Annotated in this window: 21 protein-coding genes; 5 read left to right on the top strand and 16 right to left on the bottom strand. The window is 45.7% G+C overall.

Annotated features, from left to right (window positions below; all coding sequences use genetic code 11):
• Positions 1–3: 3 nt before the first annotated feature.
• Both ppnN and xni read left to right on the top strand, forming a co-directional pair.
• Positions 4–1,380 carry a nucleotide 5'-monophosphate nucleosidase PpnN gene (gene ppnN / locus R7Q39_RS12655; RefSeq protein WP_005383611.1) on the top strand — a complete coding sequence of 459 codons (1,377 nt, stop codon included), beginning with the start codon at positions 4–6 and terminating at the stop codon, positions 1,378–1,380.
• 58 nt (positions 1,381–1,438) lie between these two features.
• Positions 1,439–2,221 carry a flap endonuclease Xni gene (gene xni / locus R7Q39_RS12650; RefSeq protein ID WP_025768895.1) on the top strand — a complete coding sequence of 261 codons (783 nt, stop codon included), beginning with the start codon at positions 1,439–1,441 and terminating at the stop codon, positions 2,219–2,221.
• 108 nt (positions 2,222–2,329) lie between these two features.
• Here xni and rlmM read toward each other — a convergent pair whose 3' ends face one another.
• From rlmM to pomA, 7 genes are all read right to left on the bottom strand, one after another.
• Complete coding sequence (rlmM, locus tag R7Q39_RS12645; protein WP_017820611.1) at positions 2,330–3,421, bottom strand: 23S rRNA (cytidine(2498)-2'-O)-methyltransferase RlmM; 1,092 nt, start codon at positions 3,419–3,421, stop codon at positions 2,330–2,332.
• Entirely contained in the window at positions 3,418–3,816 is a 399-nt protein-coding gene (locus tag R7Q39_RS12640; protein ID WP_047010151.1) for a DUF423 domain-containing protein, read from the bottom strand. Before R7Q39_RS12640 ends, rlmM begins: the two co-directional genes overlap by 4 nt.
• A complete protein-coding gene (locus tag R7Q39_RS12635; protein ID WP_053302995.1) occupies positions 3,806–4,429 on the bottom strand; it encodes an alpha/beta fold hydrolase in 624 nt (207 codons plus the stop codon). The genes R7Q39_RS12640 and R7Q39_RS12635 overlap by 11 nt, the downstream gene beginning before the upstream one ends.
• Positions 4,410–5,330: a transcriptional regulator GcvA gene (locus R7Q39_RS12630; RefSeq protein ID WP_005383616.1), complete on the bottom strand. Its 921-nt coding sequence runs from the start codon at positions 5,328–5,330 to the stop codon at positions 4,410–4,412. The genes R7Q39_RS12635 and R7Q39_RS12630 overlap by 20 nt, the downstream gene beginning before the upstream one ends.
• A 510-nt stretch (positions 5,331–5,840) precedes the next feature.
• The gene (gene thiI / locus R7Q39_RS12625) at positions 5,841–7,289 is read right to left on the bottom strand and encodes a tRNA uracil 4-sulfurtransferase ThiI (RefSeq protein ID WP_005383617.1); all 1,449 of its coding nucleotides are present in this window, start codon (positions 7,287–7,289) and stop codon (positions 5,841–5,843) included.
• Between the two features lie 211 nt (positions 7,290–7,500).
• Positions 7,501–8,448: a flagellar motor protein MotB gene (locus tag R7Q39_RS12620; protein ID WP_033905844.1), complete on the bottom strand. Its 948-nt coding sequence runs from the start codon at positions 8,446–8,448 to the stop codon at positions 7,501–7,503.
• Between the two features lie 14 nt (positions 8,449–8,462).
• Positions 8,463–9,224, bottom strand: coding sequence for a flagellar motor protein PomA (gene pomA / locus R7Q39_RS12615; protein ID WP_005381564.1), 762 nt, complete (start codon positions 9,222–9,224; stop codon positions 8,463–8,465).
• Positions 9,225–9,487: 263 nt separating this feature from the next.
• Between pomA and xseB the strand changes: the two genes are divergently transcribed.
• From xseB to dxs, 3 genes are read left to right on the top strand one after another with little or no spacing between them, the layout of a single operon-like run.
• On the top strand, positions 9,488–9,730 hold the full coding sequence (gene xseB, locus R7Q39_RS12610) for an exodeoxyribonuclease VII small subunit (RefSeq protein WP_005381566.1): 243 nt from the start codon (positions 9,488–9,490) through the stop codon (positions 9,728–9,730).
• Positions 9,731–9,751: 21 nt separating this feature from the next.
• Positions 9,752–10,636 (top strand): (2E,6E)-farnesyl diphosphate synthase, encoded by an 885-nt coding sequence (gene ispA / locus R7Q39_RS12605; protein WP_033905843.1) that lies wholly within the window; start codon positions 9,752–9,754, stop codon positions 10,634–10,636.
• Between the two features lie 20 nt (positions 10,637–10,656).
• Entirely contained in the window at positions 10,657–12,522 is a 1,866-nt protein-coding gene (gene dxs / locus R7Q39_RS12600; protein ID WP_033905842.1) for a 1-deoxy-D-xylulose-5-phosphate synthase, read from the top strand.
• A gap of 47 nt (positions 12,523–12,569) precedes the next feature.
• Here dxs and pgpA read toward each other — a convergent pair whose 3' ends face one another.
• The 9 genes from pgpA to R7Q39_RS12555 all read right to left on the bottom strand — a co-directional run bounded on the left by pgpA (position 12,570) and on the right by R7Q39_RS12555 (position 20,305).
• A complete protein-coding gene (pgpA, locus tag R7Q39_RS12595; protein WP_031780838.1) occupies positions 12,570–13,076 on the bottom strand; it encodes a phosphatidylglycerophosphatase A in 507 nt (168 codons plus the stop codon).
• Positions 13,077–13,167: 91 nt separating this feature from the next.
• The gene (gene thiL, locus R7Q39_RS12590; RefSeq protein WP_167415050.1) at positions 13,168–14,133 is read right to left on the bottom strand and encodes a thiamine-phosphate kinase; all 966 of its coding nucleotides are present in this window, start codon (positions 14,131–14,133) and stop codon (positions 13,168–13,170) included.
• A gap of 78 nt (positions 14,134–14,211) precedes the next feature.
• Entirely contained in the window at positions 14,212–14,679 is a 468-nt protein-coding gene (gene nusB / locus R7Q39_RS12585) for a transcription antitermination factor NusB (protein WP_005381571.1), read from the bottom strand.
• Positions 14,679–15,149, bottom strand: a complete 471-nt coding sequence (gene ribE, locus R7Q39_RS12580; protein WP_005381572.1) for a 6,7-dimethyl-8-ribityllumazine synthase — start codon at positions 15,147–15,149, stop codon at positions 14,679–14,681. Before ribE ends, nusB begins: the two co-directional genes overlap by 1 nt.
• Positions 15,150–15,318: 169 nt before the next feature.
• Positions 15,319–16,428, bottom strand: coding sequence for a bifunctional 3,4-dihydroxy-2-butanone-4-phosphate synthase/GTP cyclohydrolase II (ribBA, locus tag R7Q39_RS12575; protein ID WP_005381573.1), 1,110 nt, complete (start codon positions 16,426–16,428; stop codon positions 15,319–15,321).
• 173 nt (positions 16,429–16,601) lie between these two features.
• Positions 16,602–17,255 carry a riboflavin synthase gene (locus R7Q39_RS12570; RefSeq protein WP_005383626.1) on the bottom strand — a complete coding sequence of 218 codons (654 nt, stop codon included), beginning with the start codon at positions 17,253–17,255 and terminating at the stop codon, positions 16,602–16,604.
• A gap of 8 nt (positions 17,256–17,263) precedes the next feature.
• The gene (gene ribD, locus R7Q39_RS12565) at positions 17,264–18,391 is read right to left on the bottom strand and encodes a bifunctional diaminohydroxyphosphoribosylaminopyrimidine deaminase/5-amino-6-(5-phosphoribosylamino)uracil reductase RibD (protein ID WP_158157276.1); all 1,128 of its coding nucleotides are present in this window, start codon (positions 18,389–18,391) and stop codon (positions 17,264–17,266) included.
• Between the two features lie 7 nt (positions 18,392–18,398).
• Complete coding sequence (nrdR, locus tag R7Q39_RS12560; protein ID WP_005381578.1) at positions 18,399–18,848, bottom strand: transcriptional regulator NrdR; 450 nt, start codon at positions 18,846–18,848, stop codon at positions 18,399–18,401.
• 206 nt (positions 18,849–19,054) lie between these two features.
• Positions 19,055–20,305: a glutamate-5-semialdehyde dehydrogenase gene (locus R7Q39_RS12555; protein WP_318076352.1), complete on the bottom strand. Its 1,251-nt coding sequence runs from the start codon at positions 20,303–20,305 to the stop codon at positions 19,055–19,057.
• Positions 20,306–20,319: the final 14 nt, after the last annotated feature.

Below are 20,319 nucleotides of genomic sequence, written 5' to 3'. Positions count from 1 at the left end.
GTTATGATTACCCATATAAGCCCCGCTGGTAGCATGGACTTGCTATCTCAACTAGAAGTAGAGCGCTTAAAGAACACAGCCTCGAGTGAACTTTATCAGCTGTACCGTAATTGCACATTAGCGGTGTTGAACTCCGGTAGCCATACCGATAACTCGAAAGAACTGCTCGATAAATACCAATCGTTTGATGTCAACGTCGTGCGTCGTGAGCGTGGTATTAAGCTTGAGCTGACTAATCCGCCAGAGCACGCTTTTGTTGACGGCGAAATAATTAAAGGTATCCAAGAGCATCTGTTCTCCGTATTGCGTGATATCGTTTACGTAAACATGCATTTGGCAGACGCCCAACGGCTCAACCTTACTAACCCAATTCACATTACGAACCTCGTATTCGGCATTCTTCGTAATGCAAGAGCATTAACTCCAGGTATCGCACCGAATCTTGTCGTATGTTGGGGTGGTCACTCTATCAATGGAGTGGAGTATCAGTACACACGTGAAGTGGGTAACGAACTGGGCCTGCGTGAACTTAACATCTGTACAGGTTGCGGCCCTGGCGCAATGGAAGGGCCGATGAAAGGTGCAGCGATTGGGCACGCAAAGCAACGTTATACTCAGCAACGTTATCTTGGTTTAACCGAGCCCTCGATTATTGCGGCCGAGCCACCAAACCCAATAGTAAATGAACTGGTCATCATGCCCGACATCGAAAAGCGCTTGGAAGCCTTCGTCCGTATGGCTCATGGTATCGTTATTTTCCCAGGAGGCCCAGGCACAGCGGAAGAGCTACTGTACATTCTTGGCATCATGATGCACCCGGATAACGCCGATCAGCCAATGCCTATCGTATTAACAGGACCAAAAGAGAGTGAAGAGTACTTCCGCTCTATTGATGAGTTCATTCGCGACACACTTGGTGAGGAAGGGCAAAAGCACTACGAGATCATCATTGACGACCCGGCAGAAGTCGCTCGTATTATGAAACGCTCCATGGACTCGGTACGCCTTCACCGAAAAGAGAAAGGCGATGCGTACAGCTTTAACTGGTCATTGAAAATTGAGCCAAACTTCCAACTGCCATTCGAGCCTACTCATGAGTCGATGGAACAATTGGATTTAAGCCTAGATCAAGAACCGCAAGTTTTAGCGGCCAACTTGCGTCAAGCCTTCTCTGGCATAGTGGCAGGTAACGTAAAGGCTGAAGGCATTCGAGAAATAGAACGTAGAGGGCCTTTCACCATTCATGGCGACGCAGTCCTCATGAAAAAACTCGATAAGTTGCTAAAAGACTTTGTCGAACAGCACCGAATGAAATTACCTGGCGGTTCAGACTACGAACCGTGTTATCGAATCGCTCACCCGGAAATTGGTGGTCGATAGTCAGGCTAGCATTCGTTACACTAGGGGCATTACGCCCCTTTTTTATTGCTAAGTCATTATGTCTATTCATCTTGTTATCATTGATGCCCTAAACCTGATCCGCCGAGTGCACTCAGCACAACCAGATCCAACCGACATAGCAAGAACCATAACCACAACGCAAAGAACCCTCACTCGCATTCTGTCAGAGGCCAACCCGACACACATCATCGCGGTTTTTGATCACCACGAACAAGACAGAGGTTGGCGTGCTGAAATTCTCCCTGACTATAAGCAAAACCGAAAACCAATGCCTCAGCCACTACTGCAAGGGTTAGATGCGATTCAACAAGCGTGGTGGGAGCAAGGTATTGATTCATTGCTTTCTGAAGGCGATGAAGCAGATGATTTGGTTGCTACACTCGCAACGAAAGTGGCCAGCCATGGTGAAAAAGTCACCATCGTTTCCACAGACAAAGGTTACTGCCAGCTACTTTCCCCTACCCTACAAATCCGTGATTATTTCCAACACCGTTGGTTAGATGAACCATTTATCGAAAAAGAGTTCGGCGTAAAACCAAATCAACTAGCGGACTACTGGGGATTGACAGGGATAAGCTCTAGCCAGGTTCCGGGCGTACCTGGAATTGGCCCGAAAGCAGCGAAAGAGATTCTCACTCAGTTTGAGAGTATTGAAGCTGCCTACGCTAGTGAAGACCTCGTACCGAAATACCGTAAAAAATTGGACGAGCACATTGAGTCTGCTCGTTTATGTAAACGCGTCGCCGCTTTAAAGTGCGATATCGAACTAGGCTTTAACTTGCAAGATATTCGCTTTTTAGGGCCAAACAAAGCGAAGTAGTGCCCGATGGTAGTTTCACACCATGAAACCCTCAGATATTAAAAAAGCGCCATTTGAAGGCGCTTTTTCTATTCTAATCACTATTCCCAAAAGACTCGGGGAATAAAGTTAGTAAGGTGAAATATTCGACAGACATTGGATATGAATCGTGATCTCTTCACGATCATGATACAAATGTTTAGCTTGTAGCTTGAACTTTACCTTATTATCAATGAGGAACTGCTTCAGATTTTCAAGGTCTTGCAACACTTCGTCATAACGCCCTTTCATTGGCAGCTTAAGGTTAAAGATGGCCTCTTTTGCCCAACCTTTTAACAGCCACTGTCCCATCAGGTGAGCAACACGAGCTGGCTTTTCCACCATGTCACAAACAATCCATGTTACGTTCTTGCGGTCTGGTTCGAACTTAAAGCCATCCACCATATGGTGTTTGATCTGGCCAGTTTCCATCAAACTGTCTGCCATCATGCCGTTATCAACGCAGTGAACGAACATTGAGCGCTTCACTAATTGGTACGTCCAACCGCCTGGACATGCACCTAAATCCACACCCCACATACCTGGTGCCAAACGCTCATCCCACTCTTCACGTGGAATAAAGACATGAAATGCTTCTTCCAGTTTAAGTGTTGAACGACTTGGAGCGTCTGCTGGGAATTTAAGGCGAGGGATACCCATGAAGAACTGTGAGTTGTTGTCAGTGTAAGAGTAACCAACGTAACAGTGGCCAGGCTCAACAAAGCAAATGTGCAGTACTGGTTTTTTCGCGTTATCTTTGTTCAGCATTAAGCCTTTGCCGCGCAACGCTTGACGCATTGGGACGGTAAACTTACGGCAGAATTTCAGTAGCTCTTTCGCTTCATTTGTATCTGGCGTTTCAATTCTCAAATCACCACAACGAGGGAATGCTTCGATGTCTGCTAGTTCATTCAAAATTGGACTAATTCGGTCATCACTTGGCAACGATTGAAACTCAGCTGCTACCGCAAACATTTGTCGAGCAAAAATTAAAGACTTAAAGTCTAAACCTCTCGCAAGTTTGTCGGCATCTCCATCTTGGTAACACTCGAAGACAACATAACCTGAGTTTCTCTTCACACGAGGGAAGCCATACACTTCCAACTGTGTCGCTTTGTCCTGAATTTCACCAGCACACTCTTTCTCAAAGCCAGAACGGCAATAGAGCATTAGTTGTTTCACTTGGAGACCTCTTTGATATTGAACGCAGCAAAAAAGAACAGACACCAACCAATCATGAACAGTAATCCTCCCACAGGAGTAATTGGCCCAAACCACTTAATGCCCGTCAGCGCCAGCGCGTAAAGACTGCCGCTAAAACAAAAGATGCCGATAATAAAGCAAATCGCCGCAATGAAAAAATATTTTTGTGCTTTTTGTCCCAAATTGAGCAGAAGCAGAATGGCACAAAACACAATCGCCAACGTGTGAATAAATTGATACAGAACTCCGGTCTCAAATACACCGAGCAAATAAGGGGCCAGTGTCGCTTTTAGCCCATGAGCAGCAAATGCTCCAAGAGCGACCGAAAGCAGCCCAGACAGACCAGAGAATGAGAGTAACCACTTACTTTTCACTGTACACCTCTTTTATAAACGCCGCTAACTGCTCTATCGCGAGTGCAATGTTACCCACTTCAGTATGACCTGAGCTCTTGCGCGGTTTGAAGCTGTGGTCACCATCAGGTAAAAAGCTCACCGTTACTTGTGACGAAAGGACGAAATCATCGAATTCCTCACGCTTACCAAAGGTGTCTCGTTCCCCTTGCAGAATCAGCGTAGGTTTCTCAATGGTTGCTAAGTGCTCGCCTTTGTATTTCTCTGGCTTTCCTGGCGGGTGAAATGGAAACCCTAAACAGGCAATGCCCGACACCAGCTCATTTTCAGCCAACAAGCTCGACATACGACCGCCCATTGACTTACCACCAATAACCACGGGAGAAGAAGTAAAGTGAGCGATCACTTCGCTGTATGCTTCGAGCAACTTTGGCGCGCGATCGGGCGGACGCTTTTTGCCATCTTCCGAACGTTTCACCATGTAAGGGAAATTAAAACGCACTACACGAATACCTTGCTCCACTAATCCTTTGGCGACAGCTGTCATGAAGTCATGCTCCATCCCCGCACCTGCGCCGTGAGCAAAAATAAACAGCGGTCCGTTTTCAGGTCCCTCAGCTATCCAGTGATTCATCCAATACTTCCTCTTGTTCTTTTCTCGCGGTTGCTAACATCCAGTCTCTAAACGTTGCGATTCGGCCCATATCTGCCTGCTGTTCATGACACACCACATAGAATGCATTCTTAGATATCAACACCTCGTCGAATGGTGCAATGAGTCGTCCGGCTTCCATTTCAGGTTTGGCGAGTACGTTGTTACCGAGCGCGACCCCCTGACCGTGCGCAGCAGCCTGTAGCACCATCGTTGAGTGACTAAAAATAGGACCGTGGTTTACGTTGATGCCTTCAATGTTGTAATGACGAGCAAACTGCTTCCAGTCTTTACGCGAAGTATCGTGTAACAAAGTATGTAATTTGAGGTCACTTAAAGATTCTAATGGTTTGTTACCCAAAAGTAATGAAGGTGAACAAAGTGGGATCAAAAACTCTTGGTACAATTTATCTGCTCGCAAACCTGGCCAGTTCCCACGGCCATAGTAGATCGCCACATCAACATCATCAGTCAGTGAGCCTTCATCCATATCTACGGCTTTAATACGTACATCGATATCGGGCTCTTGAGCATTAAAATCGGCCAAACGAGGTACAAGCCATTGGATAGCAAAACTCGGCGGTAGGCTAATCGTCAATGCCCCTTTTTCGCTACGTTCCAACACCTTATCTGTCGCTTCCGCAATCGAGGTGAAAATATCTTTGATATCGAGAAAGTAACTTTGGCCTTCTTCTGTTAACAACAAAGAACGATTACGTCGACGGAAGAGCTTCAATGATAAGAACTCTTCAAGCGCTTTAATCTGGTGACTGACCGCGGCTTGAGTAACAAATAACTCTTCTGCTGCTCGTGTAAAACTGAGATGACGAGCAGCCGCTTCGAAGACTCGAAGCGAATTTAATGGAGGCAATCTGCGAGACATATGGGACCTCTAATAGGATTAGTTTTTTTAATCTGAAACATTATAAAATGTCCGTTGTCGAACAGCCAGATAAATTCTATATTTCACCCCGCAACACGGGCCTGAACGGCTTGATTTCTTTGGAAATCAATTGGCTTCGTTGTTGCGATGTTGTGTTTGCAAACTCGTATTTCGAGTTAGGTAGATTTCTACCATAATGTTTTGTCCACACTCCCTGTGACAAAACATATACTTCCTGTATTTATTTTTGACCTGTCTGTCAAATTTGTTACACCGCCTAAATTAGGCGGTGTTTTTTTATCTATCAAAAATCTCATCCGCATATCTGGCAGCAATATCACTTTATTACTCTTCTTTCGGATTAATTATCGTTATATCAACACAAAGTGTATGGCTTTGCGATGAGCCTCAACATTATGCTAAGTAATGGTTGTCTGTAACGCGATCAAAAACAAAAAAGGCGCAAATTGATGTCTCAATTTGCGCCTTTTAACGTATTTTAACAGTCAGCTATGGACGGTAAACTTTTACGTTGCTGAAGCCTTGCTCTTGCAAGTAAAGCGCTTGCAGACGGCTCATCACACCGCGGTCACAGTAAAGTAGGTATGTCTTAGACTGGTCTAAGTCACCAAACTGTGTACCCAGCTTGTAGAAAGGGATATGTTTCACATCCACACCTTCGATTTCAAGTGGGTTATCGTCTTCCTCTTCAGGACTACGAATATCTAGCACAACCGCGTGCTCTTCTACCGCTTGAACTTGCTCTACTTCTGGTGCGGCTTGCTCAGACTCTTTTGCGATATCACGAATGTCCATCATGCGAGCTTCTTGAACCACTTGCTCAAGGATACTAAAGTCGAATTTCTCTTCTTCAGCTTCTAGCTTGCCTTTCACCGCTTTCACGGTTGGCTTCTTAGAGATAACACCACAGTATTCTGGCATTGTCTTTGCGAAATCTTCTGTGCCGATTTCACGTGCTAGATTGATGATGTCTTCTTTATCCCAGTTGATAAGCGGACGCAGAATCAGCGTGTCTGTTACGTTATCGATGTGGCGTAGATTGGTTAGCGTTTGGCTCGATACTTGACCTAGCGCTTCACCTGTTACCAATGCTTCGATCTTCATCTTCTGGGCGATCATGCCTGCTGCACGCATAAACATACGCTTCAAGATCACGCCCATTTGGCCGTCATCGACTTTCTCTAGGATTTCCGCAACCACAGGCTCGAAATCAACTGAGATAAAACGTACTTTTGCTGAAGAACCGTATTTGTTCCATAGGTAGTGAGAAACCTGCTTAACGCCGATTTCGTGTGCTGGACCACCTAAGTTAAAGAAGCAGTAATGTACTTTTGAACCACGCTTGATATGAAGATAGCTTGAAACACCAGAATCGAAACCACCCGAGATCAGGCTTAACACGTCTTCTTGCGTACCCAGTGGGAAACCACCTAGGCCTTTATGACGAGACAATACTTGGTTTAGCTTGTCGTTCGAGACTTCTACCTTGATCGTCACGTCTGGGTTTCGTAGCTTAACACTAGCGCTTTCAATCGCTTGATTTAAACCACCGCCTACATAACGCTCTAGTTCAATAGAGGTAAAGTCATGCTTGCCACGACGCTTCGCACGTACAACAAAGGTTTTATTTTCGAGTGCAGCACGGTTGAGTTCTAGCACTTGCTCGAAGATATCGTGCAAGTCTTTAAATTCAGTTTGCTTCACTTCCAGTACGTGGTGAATGCCTGGTGTATGAGTCAAAACCTCAAGAACTTCAGCGTGGAATTCGTTACTCTCAGAGGTCACTTCAATGTGATCACGACGGTTAAATACCGCGACAGACTCCGTGCGGCTCTTAATGATGTTACGAATGTTGCACTCTAAAATCTTTGTGAAGCGCTTACGCACAGATTCACTTTTTACAAAAATTTCTGGATGGGGCTTTACAATAAATTTCATAGTCTAATTCGCAGGTTAGTTTCGCAATCAACAAAGAGTGACACTCAACTTCAATACTTCATACGCAGTAAAACCGCGTTTCAGTCACAAAAAGTAGTCTGAGCTCACTTTTAAGGCGCAAGATTATACACCCAAGCGGATTGGAAAAACAAAAAAAGCGAGCAATCTGCTCGCTTTCTTACCTCTTTACTGACTTAAAACTAAAGCCTAGTTATTGAATTACTGGCACTTCTTCACTGTAGAGAGGCTCGCCTTGCATAATGCTGATTTCAACCCGTCGGTTAAGCGCACGATTTTCATCAGAATCATTCGGTAACAAGGGCTCCGTATCCGCCATACCCCGCACTCTCAAACGTTGATGAGAGAAGCCTCTCACTTTCTCCATCTCTTGCGCGACTGATACTGCACGCTGAGAAGAGAGATCCCAGTTAGAACGATAAAGTTCCGAGTCTAGCGGTCGATTGTCTGTATGGCCAGATACTCGAACAATGCCTGGCACGTCTTTTACTAGCTCTGCAATCTGACGAACTAAAGGACGAAACTTAGGCTGCAAGAAAGCCGAACCTTCTGGGAATGCACCTTTTTCACGCATACGTATAACAATCTGCTGACCGAGATTTTCAACTTCAATGGCGCCTTGTTCAATCTCTCGTTCTAAGGCTTTCTTGATGCTTTCCATCAAGGTTTCCATCTCTTGCGACATCTCTTTAGATTGCTGTTGTTGCATGTCCGCTTCGGCAGACTCATTGTTTTGAGTTGACGTTTCTGCCGATTGCCCACCCGTTAACTTGCCTTCATCACGTTTTGTGCCACCAGCTCGATCAGACTCCCCTTCATGAAATTCGAGCGTCTGCTGAGTGATGTCCATGGTTTGCTGCATGATGACATCAATCGGAGTTGGTTCCGGCCGACCCGGTCGAAACTCTTGGGCAATAATGCTAGTACCTTTGGGAATGTCTTTCACTTCAAGCTGATTTTGCACACCGAAAGCAAATTTCATTGATCCTGCAATTTGTTTGAACTTCAGTACATCCATCTCAGAAAACGAGAGCAGAAGAACAAAGAAACACATCAGTAGCGACATCAAATCTGCGAATGTCCCCATCCATAACGGGAGGCCAGGTGGCGGACAATCGCATTTGTTATCTTCATCATCCATCACGACTCTCCAAGTTACTCGTCAATCTCAAGGGCACGTTTACCTTCATTGAGGTAGTTCTTCAAGTAACTATCGATCACTCGCGGGTTTTGGCCATCTTGAATCGCTAATACGCCATCCATGATCAAACGGCGATTTAGCGTTTCTTGGTCACGACGAAGAGAAAGCTTATCCGCAATAGGGAAAAACACCATATTGGACAGGATCGCGCCATACAATGTGGTCAAGAGTGCAACGGCCATTGCTGGTCCAATCGCTTTTGGATCATCCATGTTTGAAAGCATCGCAACAAGACCAACCAAGGTGCCAATCATTCCCATCGCAGGAGCAACGTCGCCAAAGGCGCGAAATACACCAGTACCTTGCGTATGTCGTTCATCCGTAAGCGCGATGTCTTTTTTGAGTGCCGCTCTCACAACGTCGGCATCATGGCCATCAACCAGTAGATCAATGCCTTTCTGCATGAATGTGTTGTTTATTTCCATCTCTTCAAGAGCAAGAAAACCACCTTTACGCGCCGCATCGGCCATTTCCACAATTTTTGCGATCAGGTCTTCGGGTTCATCCGCTTTAAACATGAAGGCTTTGCCAGCAATCTTTGTCGCACCAAAAAACTGTCCCATTGTGAACTTCATCAACACGACGAATATTGAGCCACCAACGACAATAAGGATCGACGTGACATCGACAAACATGCCGATGCTGCCACCAAGCACCATCGCCATAATGACGAATGCAAAACCACCAATCAAACCTAATAGGGTTGCTAAATCCACAAAGCACTCCTCACGCTATACTCAAATACTGCCATTGGGCGGATTATTACCTGTATCGACAACTCGCGCAGAATTTTTAGAAAAATCTTAGCTAATGGATCACAAATTACACTTAACAACCTCAACCAAAATATGGGGTTTCACCGCTTAGACTCGTTGAACGCTAATTTTGTGACAATTATATAAGGTTAAATTTGACCAAGTTACTAGGCTAAGGTAACTTTCGTGCATCTTACCCGAGGCTTGATTAAGGCAGAAAAAAGATGGCGGTCAAGAAACCAGAAAACATGACCTTTGAAGCAACCATTGAAGAGCTTGATAGCTTGGTTGATCAATTAGAAAATGGCGATCTTGCTCTAGATGATGCCCTGCGTAAGTTTGAACGAGGCATTGCCTTAGCTCGTGCAGGCCAAACTAAATTAAGCGACGCCGAACAGCGCGTGAGCATTCTTCTTAGTGAAGATGATGAAGCACCACTGAGTGACTTCAAACCAGATTCAGAATAACAATCAGTAGTGAGCAATGTGATGCAACAGACATTGACGTCTTTTCAACAAAGAAACAATCAGCAATTGAATTTGTGGCTCGATCAGCTTCCATATCAAGAGCAGCCATTGATTCAAGCAATGAAATACGGCCTTTTGCTAGGTGGGAAACGCGTTCGCCCTTTTCTTGTTTACATCACAGGTCAAATGCTCGGCTGTAAACCTGAAGACTTAGACACCCCCGCCGCTGCTATCGAATGTATACATGCCTACTCACTCATTCATGATGATCTGCCAGCCATGGACGATGATGAACTGCGTCGAGGTCAACCAACTTGTCATATTAAGTTTGATGAAGCAACCGCAATACTGACAGGTGATGCACTACAAACCCTTGCCTTCACTATTATTGCTGATGGTCAATTAAGCCCGGCGGCAGAAGCTCAACGCATCAGCATGATCAAAGCCTTAGCGCATTCCTCTGGTGCCAGCGGCATGTGTGTAGGGCAAGCCTTAGATTTAGGCGCGGAAAATCGCCAAGTTTCTCTTGAAGAAATGGAAGAGATACACCGTAAAAAAACCGGAGCTCTGATTGATTGTGCGGTAAAATTAGGTGCATTAGCTGCTGGTGAGAAAGGTATCGAGGTTCTACCTCACTTGGAGCGCTACTCAAAAGCAATTGGTTTGGCGTTTCAGGTTCAAGACGATATTCTTGATATCATCAGTGACACAGAAACACTGGGTAAGCCTCAAGGTTCCGACCAAGGTCTGAATAAGAGCACTTATCCTTCCCTGCTGGGTTTAGAGGGAGCCATAGAGAAAGCTCACACTCTGTTACAGGAAGCACTTCAAGCATTGGAAGCTATCCCATACAATACTCAGTTACTCGAAGAGTTCGCCCGATATGTCATCGAGCGCAAAAATTAACACTATAAGCGCGCATTTATATGACTCTTGATATTTCAAAGTACCCAACACTGGCGTTAGCAAATACACCGGAAGAATTACGTCTTCTTCCGAAAGAAACATTACCAAATCTGTGTGATGAACTGCGAACGTATCTGCTAAATTCAGTGAGCCAATCTAGCGGACACTTAGCGTCTGGCTTAGGCACCGTAGAGCTAACTGTCGCTCTGCATTATGTTTACAACACCCCTATCGACAAATTGATCTGGGATGTTGGTCATCAGGCTTACCCGCACAAAATCCTCACCGGACGTCGCGATAAAATGCCAACAATTCGCCAAAAGGATGGTCTACACCCTTTCCCTTGGCGTGAAGAAAGTGAATATGACACCTTATCTGTCGGCCACTCTTCGACATCGATTAGTGCAGGTCTTGGCATGGCCATCAGCGCACAAAAAGAAGGTAAAGGTCGCAAAATCGTCAGTGTGATTGGTGATGGCGCAATTACAGCAGGCATGGCATTCGAAGCCATGAACCACGCTGGCGACGTTCATCCTGATATGTTGGTGATTTTGAACGACAACGAAATGTCTATTTCAGAAAACGTCGGCGCCCTGAATAACCACCTTGCAAAAGTACTTTCTGGTAGCTTGTACACTTCTATCCGTGAAGGCGGTAAAAAAGTGTTGTCTGGTGTTCCACCTATTAAAGAGTTGGTTCGCCGTACGGAAGAACACCTAAAAGGCATGGTGGTGCCTGGTACTCTGTTCGAAGAGTTCGGCTTTAATTACATTGGCCCGGTTGATGGGCACGACGTCAATGAACTCGTCAAAACGCTGAAAAATATGCGTGAGCTCAAAGGTCCTCAATTCCTACACATCATGACCAAGAAAGGCAAAGGTTATGAGCCTGCCGAGAAAGATCCTATCGGCTACCATGCAGTGCCGAAGTTCGCACCGGCAAACAATAGCTTACCGAAGAGCAGTGGCGGTAAGCCAACTTACTCAAAGATCTTCGGTGACTTTTTATGTGACATGGCGGCCCAAGATCCTAAGCTAATGGCAATTACGCCAGCAATGCGCGAAGGATCAGGTATGGTGCGTTTCTCAAAAGAGTACCCAGACCAATACTTTGATGTGGCGATTGCTGAGCAGCACGCAGTGACACTGGCAACAGGCATGGCAATTGCGGGCGATCATCCAATCGTTGCTATCTATTCGACTTTCTTGCAACGTGGTTATGACCAATTGATCCACGACATCGCGATCATGGACTTACCAGTGATGTTTGCGATCGACCGCGCAGGTCTCGTTGGCGCAGATGGTCAAACTCACCAAGGTGCGTTCGATCTAAGCTTTATGCGCTGTATTCCGAACATGGTGATCATGGCGCCAAGCGACGAAAACGAGTGCCGACAAATGCTTTACACTGGCCATAAGCATTCTGGCCCGAGTGCGGTTCGATACCCTCGTGGTAGCGGCATGGGCGTAGAAATCGAAACTGAGTTTACGGCGTTAGAAATCGGTAAAGGGCGCATGGTTCGCCAAGGTGAAAAAGTTGCTATTCTGAACTTTGGTACTTTCTTGGGTAACGCGCTAGAAGCGGCAGAATACCTTAACGCCACTGTTGCTGATATGCGCTTTGTGAAGCCGCTCGATGAAGCATTAATTCGTCAATTAGCCACAGATCATGACGTGCTCGTGACGTTAGAAGAAAATGTTATCGCGGGTGGTGCTGGTGCTGGTGTCGTTGAGTTCATGATGAAAGATAAAATCATTAAACCTGTGTTGAACCTAGGTTTACCAGATGAGTTTATTCATCAGGGAACACAAGATGAACTGCATGAAGAGCTTGGTCTCGATGCAAAAGGAATTGAAAAATCCATCTTGGATTATTTAGCAAAATAGAATGTAAAAAGGGATGCTCATAGCATCCCTTTTTTTACGGTCAACGTTTAATTCATCCAGCCCGCATATTTTGCGACTAGAAACAGGGCAACACCGGCCATAACTCCCGCCACGATATCATCAACCATAATACCCAGCCCACCGTGAACTCGCTTATCTAGCCACCCAATTGGCCAAGGTTTTACCATATCGAAAAAACGAAATAAGATGAAGCCAGTGATCAACCACTTCCATTCAGTGAGTGGAATATTCAGTGCAGGTACAATGCTCATCGTAATCCAAAAGCCTGCAAACTCATCCCATACGATTGAACCATGATCATGTACTTTCATGTCTGCAGAGGTCACTTGGCATATTTGAATGCCGATCACACACGAAATCAGAACAACAATGACATACGCCGTAAATGGTAATTGTGCCAACAACAAAAAGAAAGGCACGGCCGCCAGTGTGCCCATTGTTCCAGGGATAAACGGGGATAATCCACTGCCAAAACCCGTCGCCAATAGATGCCACGGGTTCTTTAATGAAATCAGAGAAAGAGGGTTGGTCATATCCTTAAACCTATACTGCTAGTTTGGTTTCAATCGTCATGCCTGTGAGTTGCTCAATAGTAACAGGCTCTTGGCTAGAGCTTAGCTCAGATCATTTAAAGTGGTCGAAGCCACTTAAGTCCCAATCAAGTGGTTGATTGTTATCATGCAGCTCGAAGGTTCCATTTGGTCGGATTTGACCAATACATGTGACCTTACAGCCAGTATGAGATAAAGCGCTTTGTAACGAGCCTCGATTTTGCTCCGGCACGGTAAAACACAACTCGTATTCTTCGCCACTTGCTAAAGCATACTGCTGCGCGCTGATCTTATCATCTAAAAACTGGACTAATTCTGAAGAGATCGGTAGCTGAGAGACATCAATACTCACCCCAACCTGAGATCGCTGTAAAATGTGCTTAATATCAGAGATTAAACCATCTGAAATATCTATCGCCGAAGAGGCTAGGCCAACAAGAGCTTGTCCAGCAAGCACACGCGGAGAACTAAGGTAATGAGCTCGCTCTAGTGCTTCCGCGCCGGCTCTGCTGCGCAGAGAGTCATCTAGAATCACATCCAAGCCAGCTTTTGCATCGCCAAGGTTTCCCGTTACATATACCCAATCCCCAGGCTTTGCGCCGGATCGCGTGAGAGCTTTACCTTCAGGTACAAAACCTTGCACCGTGAGTGTCAGACACAATGGCCCTTTGGTGGTATCACCGCCTATTAACTGAATACCATAGTAATCAGCCAGTTCGAAAAATGCATCACAGAAAGGTGCAAGCCATTCTTCATCTGGCTCGGGCATCGTTAATGCAAAGCTCACCCATGCAGGCGTTGCTCCCATCGCTGCCAAATCACTGATGTTAGAAGCCAATGCTTTGTGTGCGACCCATGCTGGGTTCGCGTCGGCTAAGAAATGCGTTCCAGCTACCAATGTATCCGTGCTAATCGCAATCTGAACATTAGCTGGCGCTTTGACCAAAGCACAATCATCACCAGCGGCTAGATGGACATCTTTACGTTGGCTCTGACGACCGACGAAGTACTTGTCTATCAGATTAAATTCACCAGACATAATTCACTTACTTTTTGATGTAAAAGCTTTTGATACAAAAAAGGTCAGCATGTGCTGACCTTTTCATTGAAGAAATCGTTATTTCTTACGAATGTGAGGTGCTGCTTTATCAAGTACACCATTCACAAACTTGTGGCTATCTTCTGCTGCGAAAACTTTTGCAAGTTCAATCGCTTCATTGATAACAACTTTGTAAGGAACATCTTCGCGACGAGTCATCTCGTACATAGCAAGGCGAAGAAGAGCAAGTTCCATCATATCTAAATCCTGCATAGGACGAGAAATGTATGGACGAATTTTGCTATCTAGCTCAGCGTGGCTAAGTACAACACCGCTTAATAGTTCACGGAAGTAAGCTACGTCTGTCTCTGGAGCAGCAAGCGCTGGCTCAGATGCATGAAGTTCTTCTTCATCGTATTTGTCGCCAGACAAAAACTGTTCTTCAATCTTGGCAACATTCTCTTTAGTAATTTGCCATGAGTAGATCGCCTGTAGAGCGAATTGACGTGCGTTACGACGTGCGGCTGGTTTCACACTGGCCCCCATTAGGAATCAATTTCAGATAGTACATTAATCATTTCAAGTGCGCTTAGTGCAGCCTCTGCACCTTTATTACCAGCCTTGGTTCCTGCGCGTTCAATCGCTTGATCGATCGTATCAACAGTCAAAACACCAAATGCTACTGGAATGCTGAATTCCATAGACACTTGTGCTAGACCTTTGTTCATTTCACTACAAACATAGTCAAAGTGAGGCGTTCCACCGCGAATAACAGACCCTAGAGAAACAATAGCGTCGAATTTGCCAGTTTTAGCAACACGCTGAGCTACTAGAGGTAGTTCTACGGCACCTGGACAACGCACAACCGTGATGTTGTCTTCGCTTACTTGTCCGTGACGCTTTAGTGTATCGATCGCACCAGAAAGTAGGCTTTCGTTAATAAAACTGTTGAAACGAGAAATAACGATAGCAATTTTTGCATTTGGCGCTGGGAAGCCACCCTCGATCACTTTCATAAGCTTTCCTTTAACTCTATTTATAAGTGAAATATGTTCATCAAGTGAGAATCGCCGGATTCTAGCACAAATTTGTGAGCAATATCTAATGGAAATTGGAGGCAAATCACCGGTTCCTAGCCATTGACGAGTTAAGCACGTCAAAGACTAGGAACTTATTGTTCGGTTGTTACTCGCAGACGTACTCAACAACGTTCAGACCAAAACCACCTAACGCGTGGTACTTTTTGTTGGTCGATGACAGAAGGCGCATATCATGTACACCGAGATCCGCAAGAATCTGTGAACCAACGCCAACACGGCGAGACGTGCCTTGTTTTTTAGCAAGCGTTGGGGCTTCACCTTTGTCTTGCGCTTCGAACATCTTCACGCGATGAATAAGTAGATCGGTCGATTCTTCATGGCCAAGAACAACCAGCACACCGCCTTCTTCACCAATGCGTTTCATTGCCTTATCTAGTGTCCAGCTGCGCTCTGCATTACGATCGCTACGTAGTAAGTCGGTAAAAACGTCTTGAAGATGAACGCGAACCAGTGGCGCTTTTTCTTTCAAATCGCCCTTGCACATTGCGTAGTGCACTTGGTTATCAATGGTGTCTTTGTAAGTGACTAACGTGAACTCGCCAAACTCTGTCGGTAGCTTGCACTCTGCCACACGTTCAATCGTTGTCTCAGTGTTATTGCGGTACTCAATTAGGTCGGCAATAGTGCCCAATTTAATACCGTGCTTCTCTGCAAAGATCTCTAGATCTGGGCGACGAGCCATGGTGCCGTCGTCATTTAAGATCTCAACAATCACCGATGCTGGCTCTAAACCAGCAAGACGAGCCAAATCACAGCCAGCTTCAGTGTGACCTGCGCGAGTCAGTACACCGCCGTCTTGAGCTGCGAGAGGGAAGATGTGACCAGGCTGCACCAAATCCGCAGCTTTAGCGTTTGGCGCGACTGCTGCTTGAACGGTACGTGCGCGATCTGCGGCTGAAATACCAGTCGTTACCCCTTCTGCTGCCTCAATCGAAACAGTAAAGTTGGTGGTGTATTGCGCATTATTGTCTTGCACCATTGGTGGCAGACCTAGACTTTCGCAACGATCTTTGGTCATGGTTAAACAAATCAGGCCACGGCCATAGGTTGCCATAAAGTTGATGGCTTCCGGCGTAATATGCTCGGCAGCCATGATCAAGTCACCTTCATTCTCGCGGTCTTCATCATCCATTAGGATGACCATTTTGCCTGCGCGAATATCATCAATAATTTCTTGTGGCGTACTGATTGGCATAGTCTGTTATCCCGTTATTCTAAATTTGTTATTGCGACAGCAATGAAAAATTACGTTGCAGTGAATGCTAGTTAGGTCAATAGTTTGAGCTTTGCATTAAGCAAGTCAATGAATCTCGCGGTGTTCTGTGAGTCTGCTCTTTATCGCATGCCTCACGCAGCCACTCCCAAGACTTATGCAAAACCGTTTTGCTGTAAAAAGTCCATCGTGATACGAGACTCGGCCTTATCTTCTTGTTGTCCTTGCAGTAAACGCTCCATATAACGCGCAAGTACATCAACTTCTAAGTTGACTTTGCGCCCCACTTGAAACTGGTCAATCGTAGTTTCTTCACTCGTATGAGGAACGATCGTCAGCTTAAAAGCATTTTTACGTAAGTCGTTGACGGTTAGGCTAATACCATCAACAGTAATCGAGCCTTTCTCTGCAACGTACTTGCTAATTTCCGCAGGCATTGCAACCCAAAACTCTATCGCACGGCCAACTGAATTGCGTTCGACAATTTCACCAACCCCATCGACATGGCCAGAAACGATATGTCCACCCAATCGCGTTGTTGGCAACATGGCTTTTTCTAGATTCACCTTATCGCCTACTTGGTAATCAGCAAACCCAGTTTTCTTCAAGGTTTCTAATGACAGATCAGCACTGTAATAGTGGCTTCCGAAGTCAACTACCGTTAAGCAAACACCATTGGTCGCAATGCTATCGCCTAACTTAACGTCTGACATATCAAGCGTACCCGTTTCAACCGTGACGGTGATGTCTTCGCCCTTCGGCGTAATCGCAGCTAACTTGCCCACTGCTTCTACTATTCCTGTAAACATACTATTTCTTATCTAATTTCATTACGTTTTATGGTGGCGGTGATGCGAATGTCTACCCCAACCATACGAACGTCTGTAATGTTTAAATCTATGACGTCAGCCATAGCGCTTAACCCTAAAGCACCGATAAGCCCCCGACCATCGCTGCCCATGAGTTTTGGCGCAAGGTAAACAATGAGCTCATCTACAAGATTAGCCTTTATCATCGCACTCGCTAGCGTAGCTCCAGCTTCAACCCATAAGTGATTGATGTGGTGCTCATCCGAGATACGTTTTAATGTCGTTGATAAGTCAATTTGGTCAGCGCTGTCCAATAGAGGGATACAGTCTCCATCAGAGCGAACAATAACTCGTTCTCCATCGGTATGGAACAGCTTGAGCGCATCAGTTAAATGGTTCTGACGGTCTAAGATTACACGTACTGGTTGACGAAGCTCTTCTTGTAAATACTGCGCTTGAACACTATTAGGTAAGTCATCCCAGCGCACATTGAGTGATGCATTATCATCAATCACCGTTTTGCTAGTAGAAAGAATGCCACCACTTATCGCTCGATAACGCTGCACATCTTGGCGGGCCGCTGGGGAGGTGATCCATTGGCTCTGACCATTACTGAGTGCGCTTTGCCCATCCAAACTGGCTGCCATTTTTAATTGAACAAACGGCATGCCTGTACGCATGTACTTTATAAAACCAGGGTTAAGGGCAAGGGCATCTTGCTCTAACAAGCCGATTTGTACTTCAACTCCGGCATCACGCAACATCTGGATGCCGCGACCTGCAACTTTCGGGTTTGGGTCTACCATGGCGCAAACCACACGTGCCACTTTGGCTTTAATCAGCCCTTCGGCACATGGCGGTGTACGGCCGTAATGAGAGCAAGGTTCTAGCGTCACATAAGCGGTTGCACCAACCGCTTTTTCACCCGCCATGCGCATCGCGTGCACTTCGGCATGCGGCTCACCAGCACGATGGTGATAGCCTTCACCGACAATTTCTTCATCACGAACGATGACACACCCTACATTTGGATTAGGGGCGGTGGTATAAATGCCACGTTTCGCTAACTTAATAGCTCGTGACATCATGGCGAAATCTAAATCAGAAAACGCTCTTTCAGGAGTGTGTTGAGTCATGAGCTACTCAGTCTTCTAGGCGGGCAATCTCTTCGCCAAACTCGCGAATATCTTCAAAGCTTCGGTAAACGGAAGCGAAACGAATGTAAGCCACCTTATCGAGCTCTTTGAGCTGGTCCATGACTAAATTACCAATCATTTCACTCGGAACCTCTCGCTCACCCGTCGCACGCAGTTGTGATTTGATCATACTGATCGCTAACTCTATAGAATCGGCACTCACTGGGCGTTTCTCTAAAGCGCGTTGAATACCGCCAACCATTTTATCTTCATCAAATGGTTCACGGTTGCCATTCGATTTGATCACTTTAGGCATCACTAACTCTGCGCTTTCAAACGTAGTGAAACGCTCGCTACACGCCAAGCACTGACGGCGACGTCGAACTTGATGGCCATCAGCCACTAAGCGGGAATCAATAACTTTGGTATCGTTCTCGGAACAAAAAGGACAATGCATATCACCTCCATATCTATACCAAAATAACCTCATGAGCAATCACGGATAACCACGCGTTTATGGTTATACGGACTCTATTAAAGCTATTTGGGTATAACGCTTTCAAACCGAAATAAAAGCTCATGTAGTGTAGCGGAATTGGTATGTTAGACAAAACAAAAAGGGGCGCAAAGGCCCCTTTTTCACTCAAGATCTCGTCGAATGTGTTAACTGCGTGCTAAGTAGTTCGCTTTACCAACCCACTTGTAGCTAGTTAGCTCTTCTAAGCCCATCGGACCGCGTGCATGTAGCTTTTGCGTAGATACTGCGACTTCTGCGCCAAGGCCAAATTGCGCACCGTCTGTAAAGCGCGTTGAAGCATTCACATAAACCGCCGCCGAACCGACAGAATTGATGAACAGCTCTGAGTTTTCCAAGCTATTGGTCATGATCGCATCTGAGTGGCTCGCGTTATGGACACGCATATGATCAATGGCATCTTTCACATCAGACACAACTTTTACACCAAGAGTGTAGCTCAACCATTCCGTATCAAAGTCACCTTCAACAGCATCGCGAATTTGTGTTGCTTGAGCCATCAGTGCTTTTGCCTTAGGCTCTGTCACGAAGGTCACTTTATCGTTCATGCGCTCTACGATCATTGGTAGGAATTGCGCTGCAATTTTTTCATGCACGAGCAGCGTATCTAATGAGTTACACGCAGATGGACGTTGAACTTTAGAGTTCTCAACCACATTCAGGGATTTCTTTAGATCAGCGGATTCGTCGACAAAGATATGGCTGATACCAAAGCCACCAATAATCACCGGAATCGTGCTGTTTTCTTTACACATTTTGTGTAGGCCAGCACCACCGCGTGGAATGATCATGTCGACGTAATCGTCCAACTTAAGCAATTGAGAAACAAGCTCACGATCTGGTTTTTCAATGTACTGCACAGAAGCGGCTGGAAGGTTCGCCTTTGCGAGCGCAGACTGAATAACCTTCACTAATTCCATATTCGAGAAAAATGTCTCTTTGCCACCACGTAAAATACTTGCGTTGCCGGTTTTCAAGCACAACGCTGCAATATCAATGGTTACGTTTGGACGCGCTTCATAAATTACGCCCACGACACCAAGCGGCACACGACGACGAGACAGTGACATCCCATTTTCCAGTACCTTACTGTCTATTTCGCTGCCTACAGGATCATTCAAGCTAATGACGTTGCGAACATCATTCGCAATTGCAGTCAATCGTTCTTCATTAAGCAAAAGGCGATCGAGCAGCGCATCGGTTAAACCCGCTTCACGGCCAAGTTCGATGTCTTTAGCGTTTGCCGCCAAAATAGCAGCAGAGTTTGCTTCTAGCTCATCAGCAATGAAGGCTAATGCTTGGTTCTTTTGCGCAGTTGACGCTGTCGCTAATTCGAAAGCTGCATCTTTAGCAGCTTTACCCATATTCGTTAAATCCACTTTGCTTCCCTCTA

The sequence above is a fragment of the Vibrio sp. 947 genome (assembly GCF_033339115.1).
Taxonomy (GTDB): Bacteria; Pseudomonadota; Gammaproteobacteria; order Enterobacterales; family Vibrionaceae; genus Vibrio; species Vibrio alginolyticus.
This window is presented reverse-complemented; position numbering and strand designations above follow the sequence as displayed.

Bases quoted from the DNA above. Each gene is read 5' to 3' on its own strand.
- ppnN (WP_005383611.1), top strand. From the start codon at position 4: ATGATTACCCATATAAGCCCCGCTGGTAGCATGGACTTGCTATCTCAA.
- thiL (WP_167415050.1), bottom strand. From the start codon at position 14,133: ATGTCTGGTGAATTTAATCTGATAGACAAGTACTTCGTCGGTCGTCAG.
- dxs (WP_033905842.1), top strand. From the start codon at position 10,657: ATGACTCTTGATATTTCAAAGTACCCAACACTGGCGTTAGCAAATACA.
- pgpA (WP_031780838.1), bottom strand. From the start codon at position 13,076: ATGACCAACCCTCTTTCTCTGATTTCATTAAAGAACCCGTGGCATCTA.
- nusB (WP_005381571.1), bottom strand. From the start codon at position 14,679: ATGGGGGCCAGTGTGAAACCAGCCGCACGTCGTAACGCACGTCAATTC.
- ribD (WP_158157276.1), bottom strand. From the start codon at position 18,391: ATGACTCAACACACTCCTGAAAGAGCGTTTTCTGATTTAGATTTCGCC.
- ribBA (WP_005381573.1), bottom strand. From the start codon at position 16,428: ATGCCAATCAGTACGCCACAAGAAATTATTGATGATATTCGCGCAGGC.
- xseB (WP_005381566.1), top strand. From the start codon at position 9,488: ATGGCGGTCAAGAAACCAGAAAACATGACCTTTGAAGCAACCATTGAA.
- ispA (WP_033905843.1), top strand. From the start codon at position 9,752: ATGCAACAGACATTGACGTCTTTTCAACAAAGAAACAATCAGCAATTG.
- R7Q39_RS12635 (WP_053302995.1), bottom strand. From the start codon at position 4,429: ATGAATCACTGGATAGCTGAGGGACCTGAAAACGGACCGCTGTTTATT.
- xni (WP_025768895.1), top strand. From the start codon at position 1,439: ATGTCTATTCATCTTGTTATCATTGATGCCCTAAACCTGATCCGCCGA.
- ribE (WP_005381572.1), bottom strand. From the start codon at position 15,149: ATGAAAGTGATCGAGGGTGGCTTCCCAGCGCCAAATGCAAAAATTGCT.
- R7Q39_RS12570 (WP_005383626.1), bottom strand. From the start codon at position 17,255: ATGTTTACAGGAATAGTAGAAGCAGTGGGCAAGTTAGCTGCGATTACG.
- R7Q39_RS12620 (WP_033905844.1), bottom strand. From the start codon at position 8,448: ATGGATGATGAAGATAACAAATGCGATTGTCCGCCACCTGGCCTCCCG.
- nrdR (WP_005381578.1), bottom strand. From the start codon at position 18,848: ATGCATTGTCCTTTTTGTTCCGAGAACGATACCAAAGTTATTGATTCC.
- thiI (WP_005383617.1), bottom strand. From the start codon at position 7,289: ATGAAATTTATTGTAAAGCCCCATCCAGAAATTTTTGTAAAAAGTGAA.
- R7Q39_RS12630 (WP_005383616.1), bottom strand. From the start codon at position 5,330: ATGTCTCGCAGATTGCCTCCATTAAATTCGCTTCGAGTCTTCGAAGCG.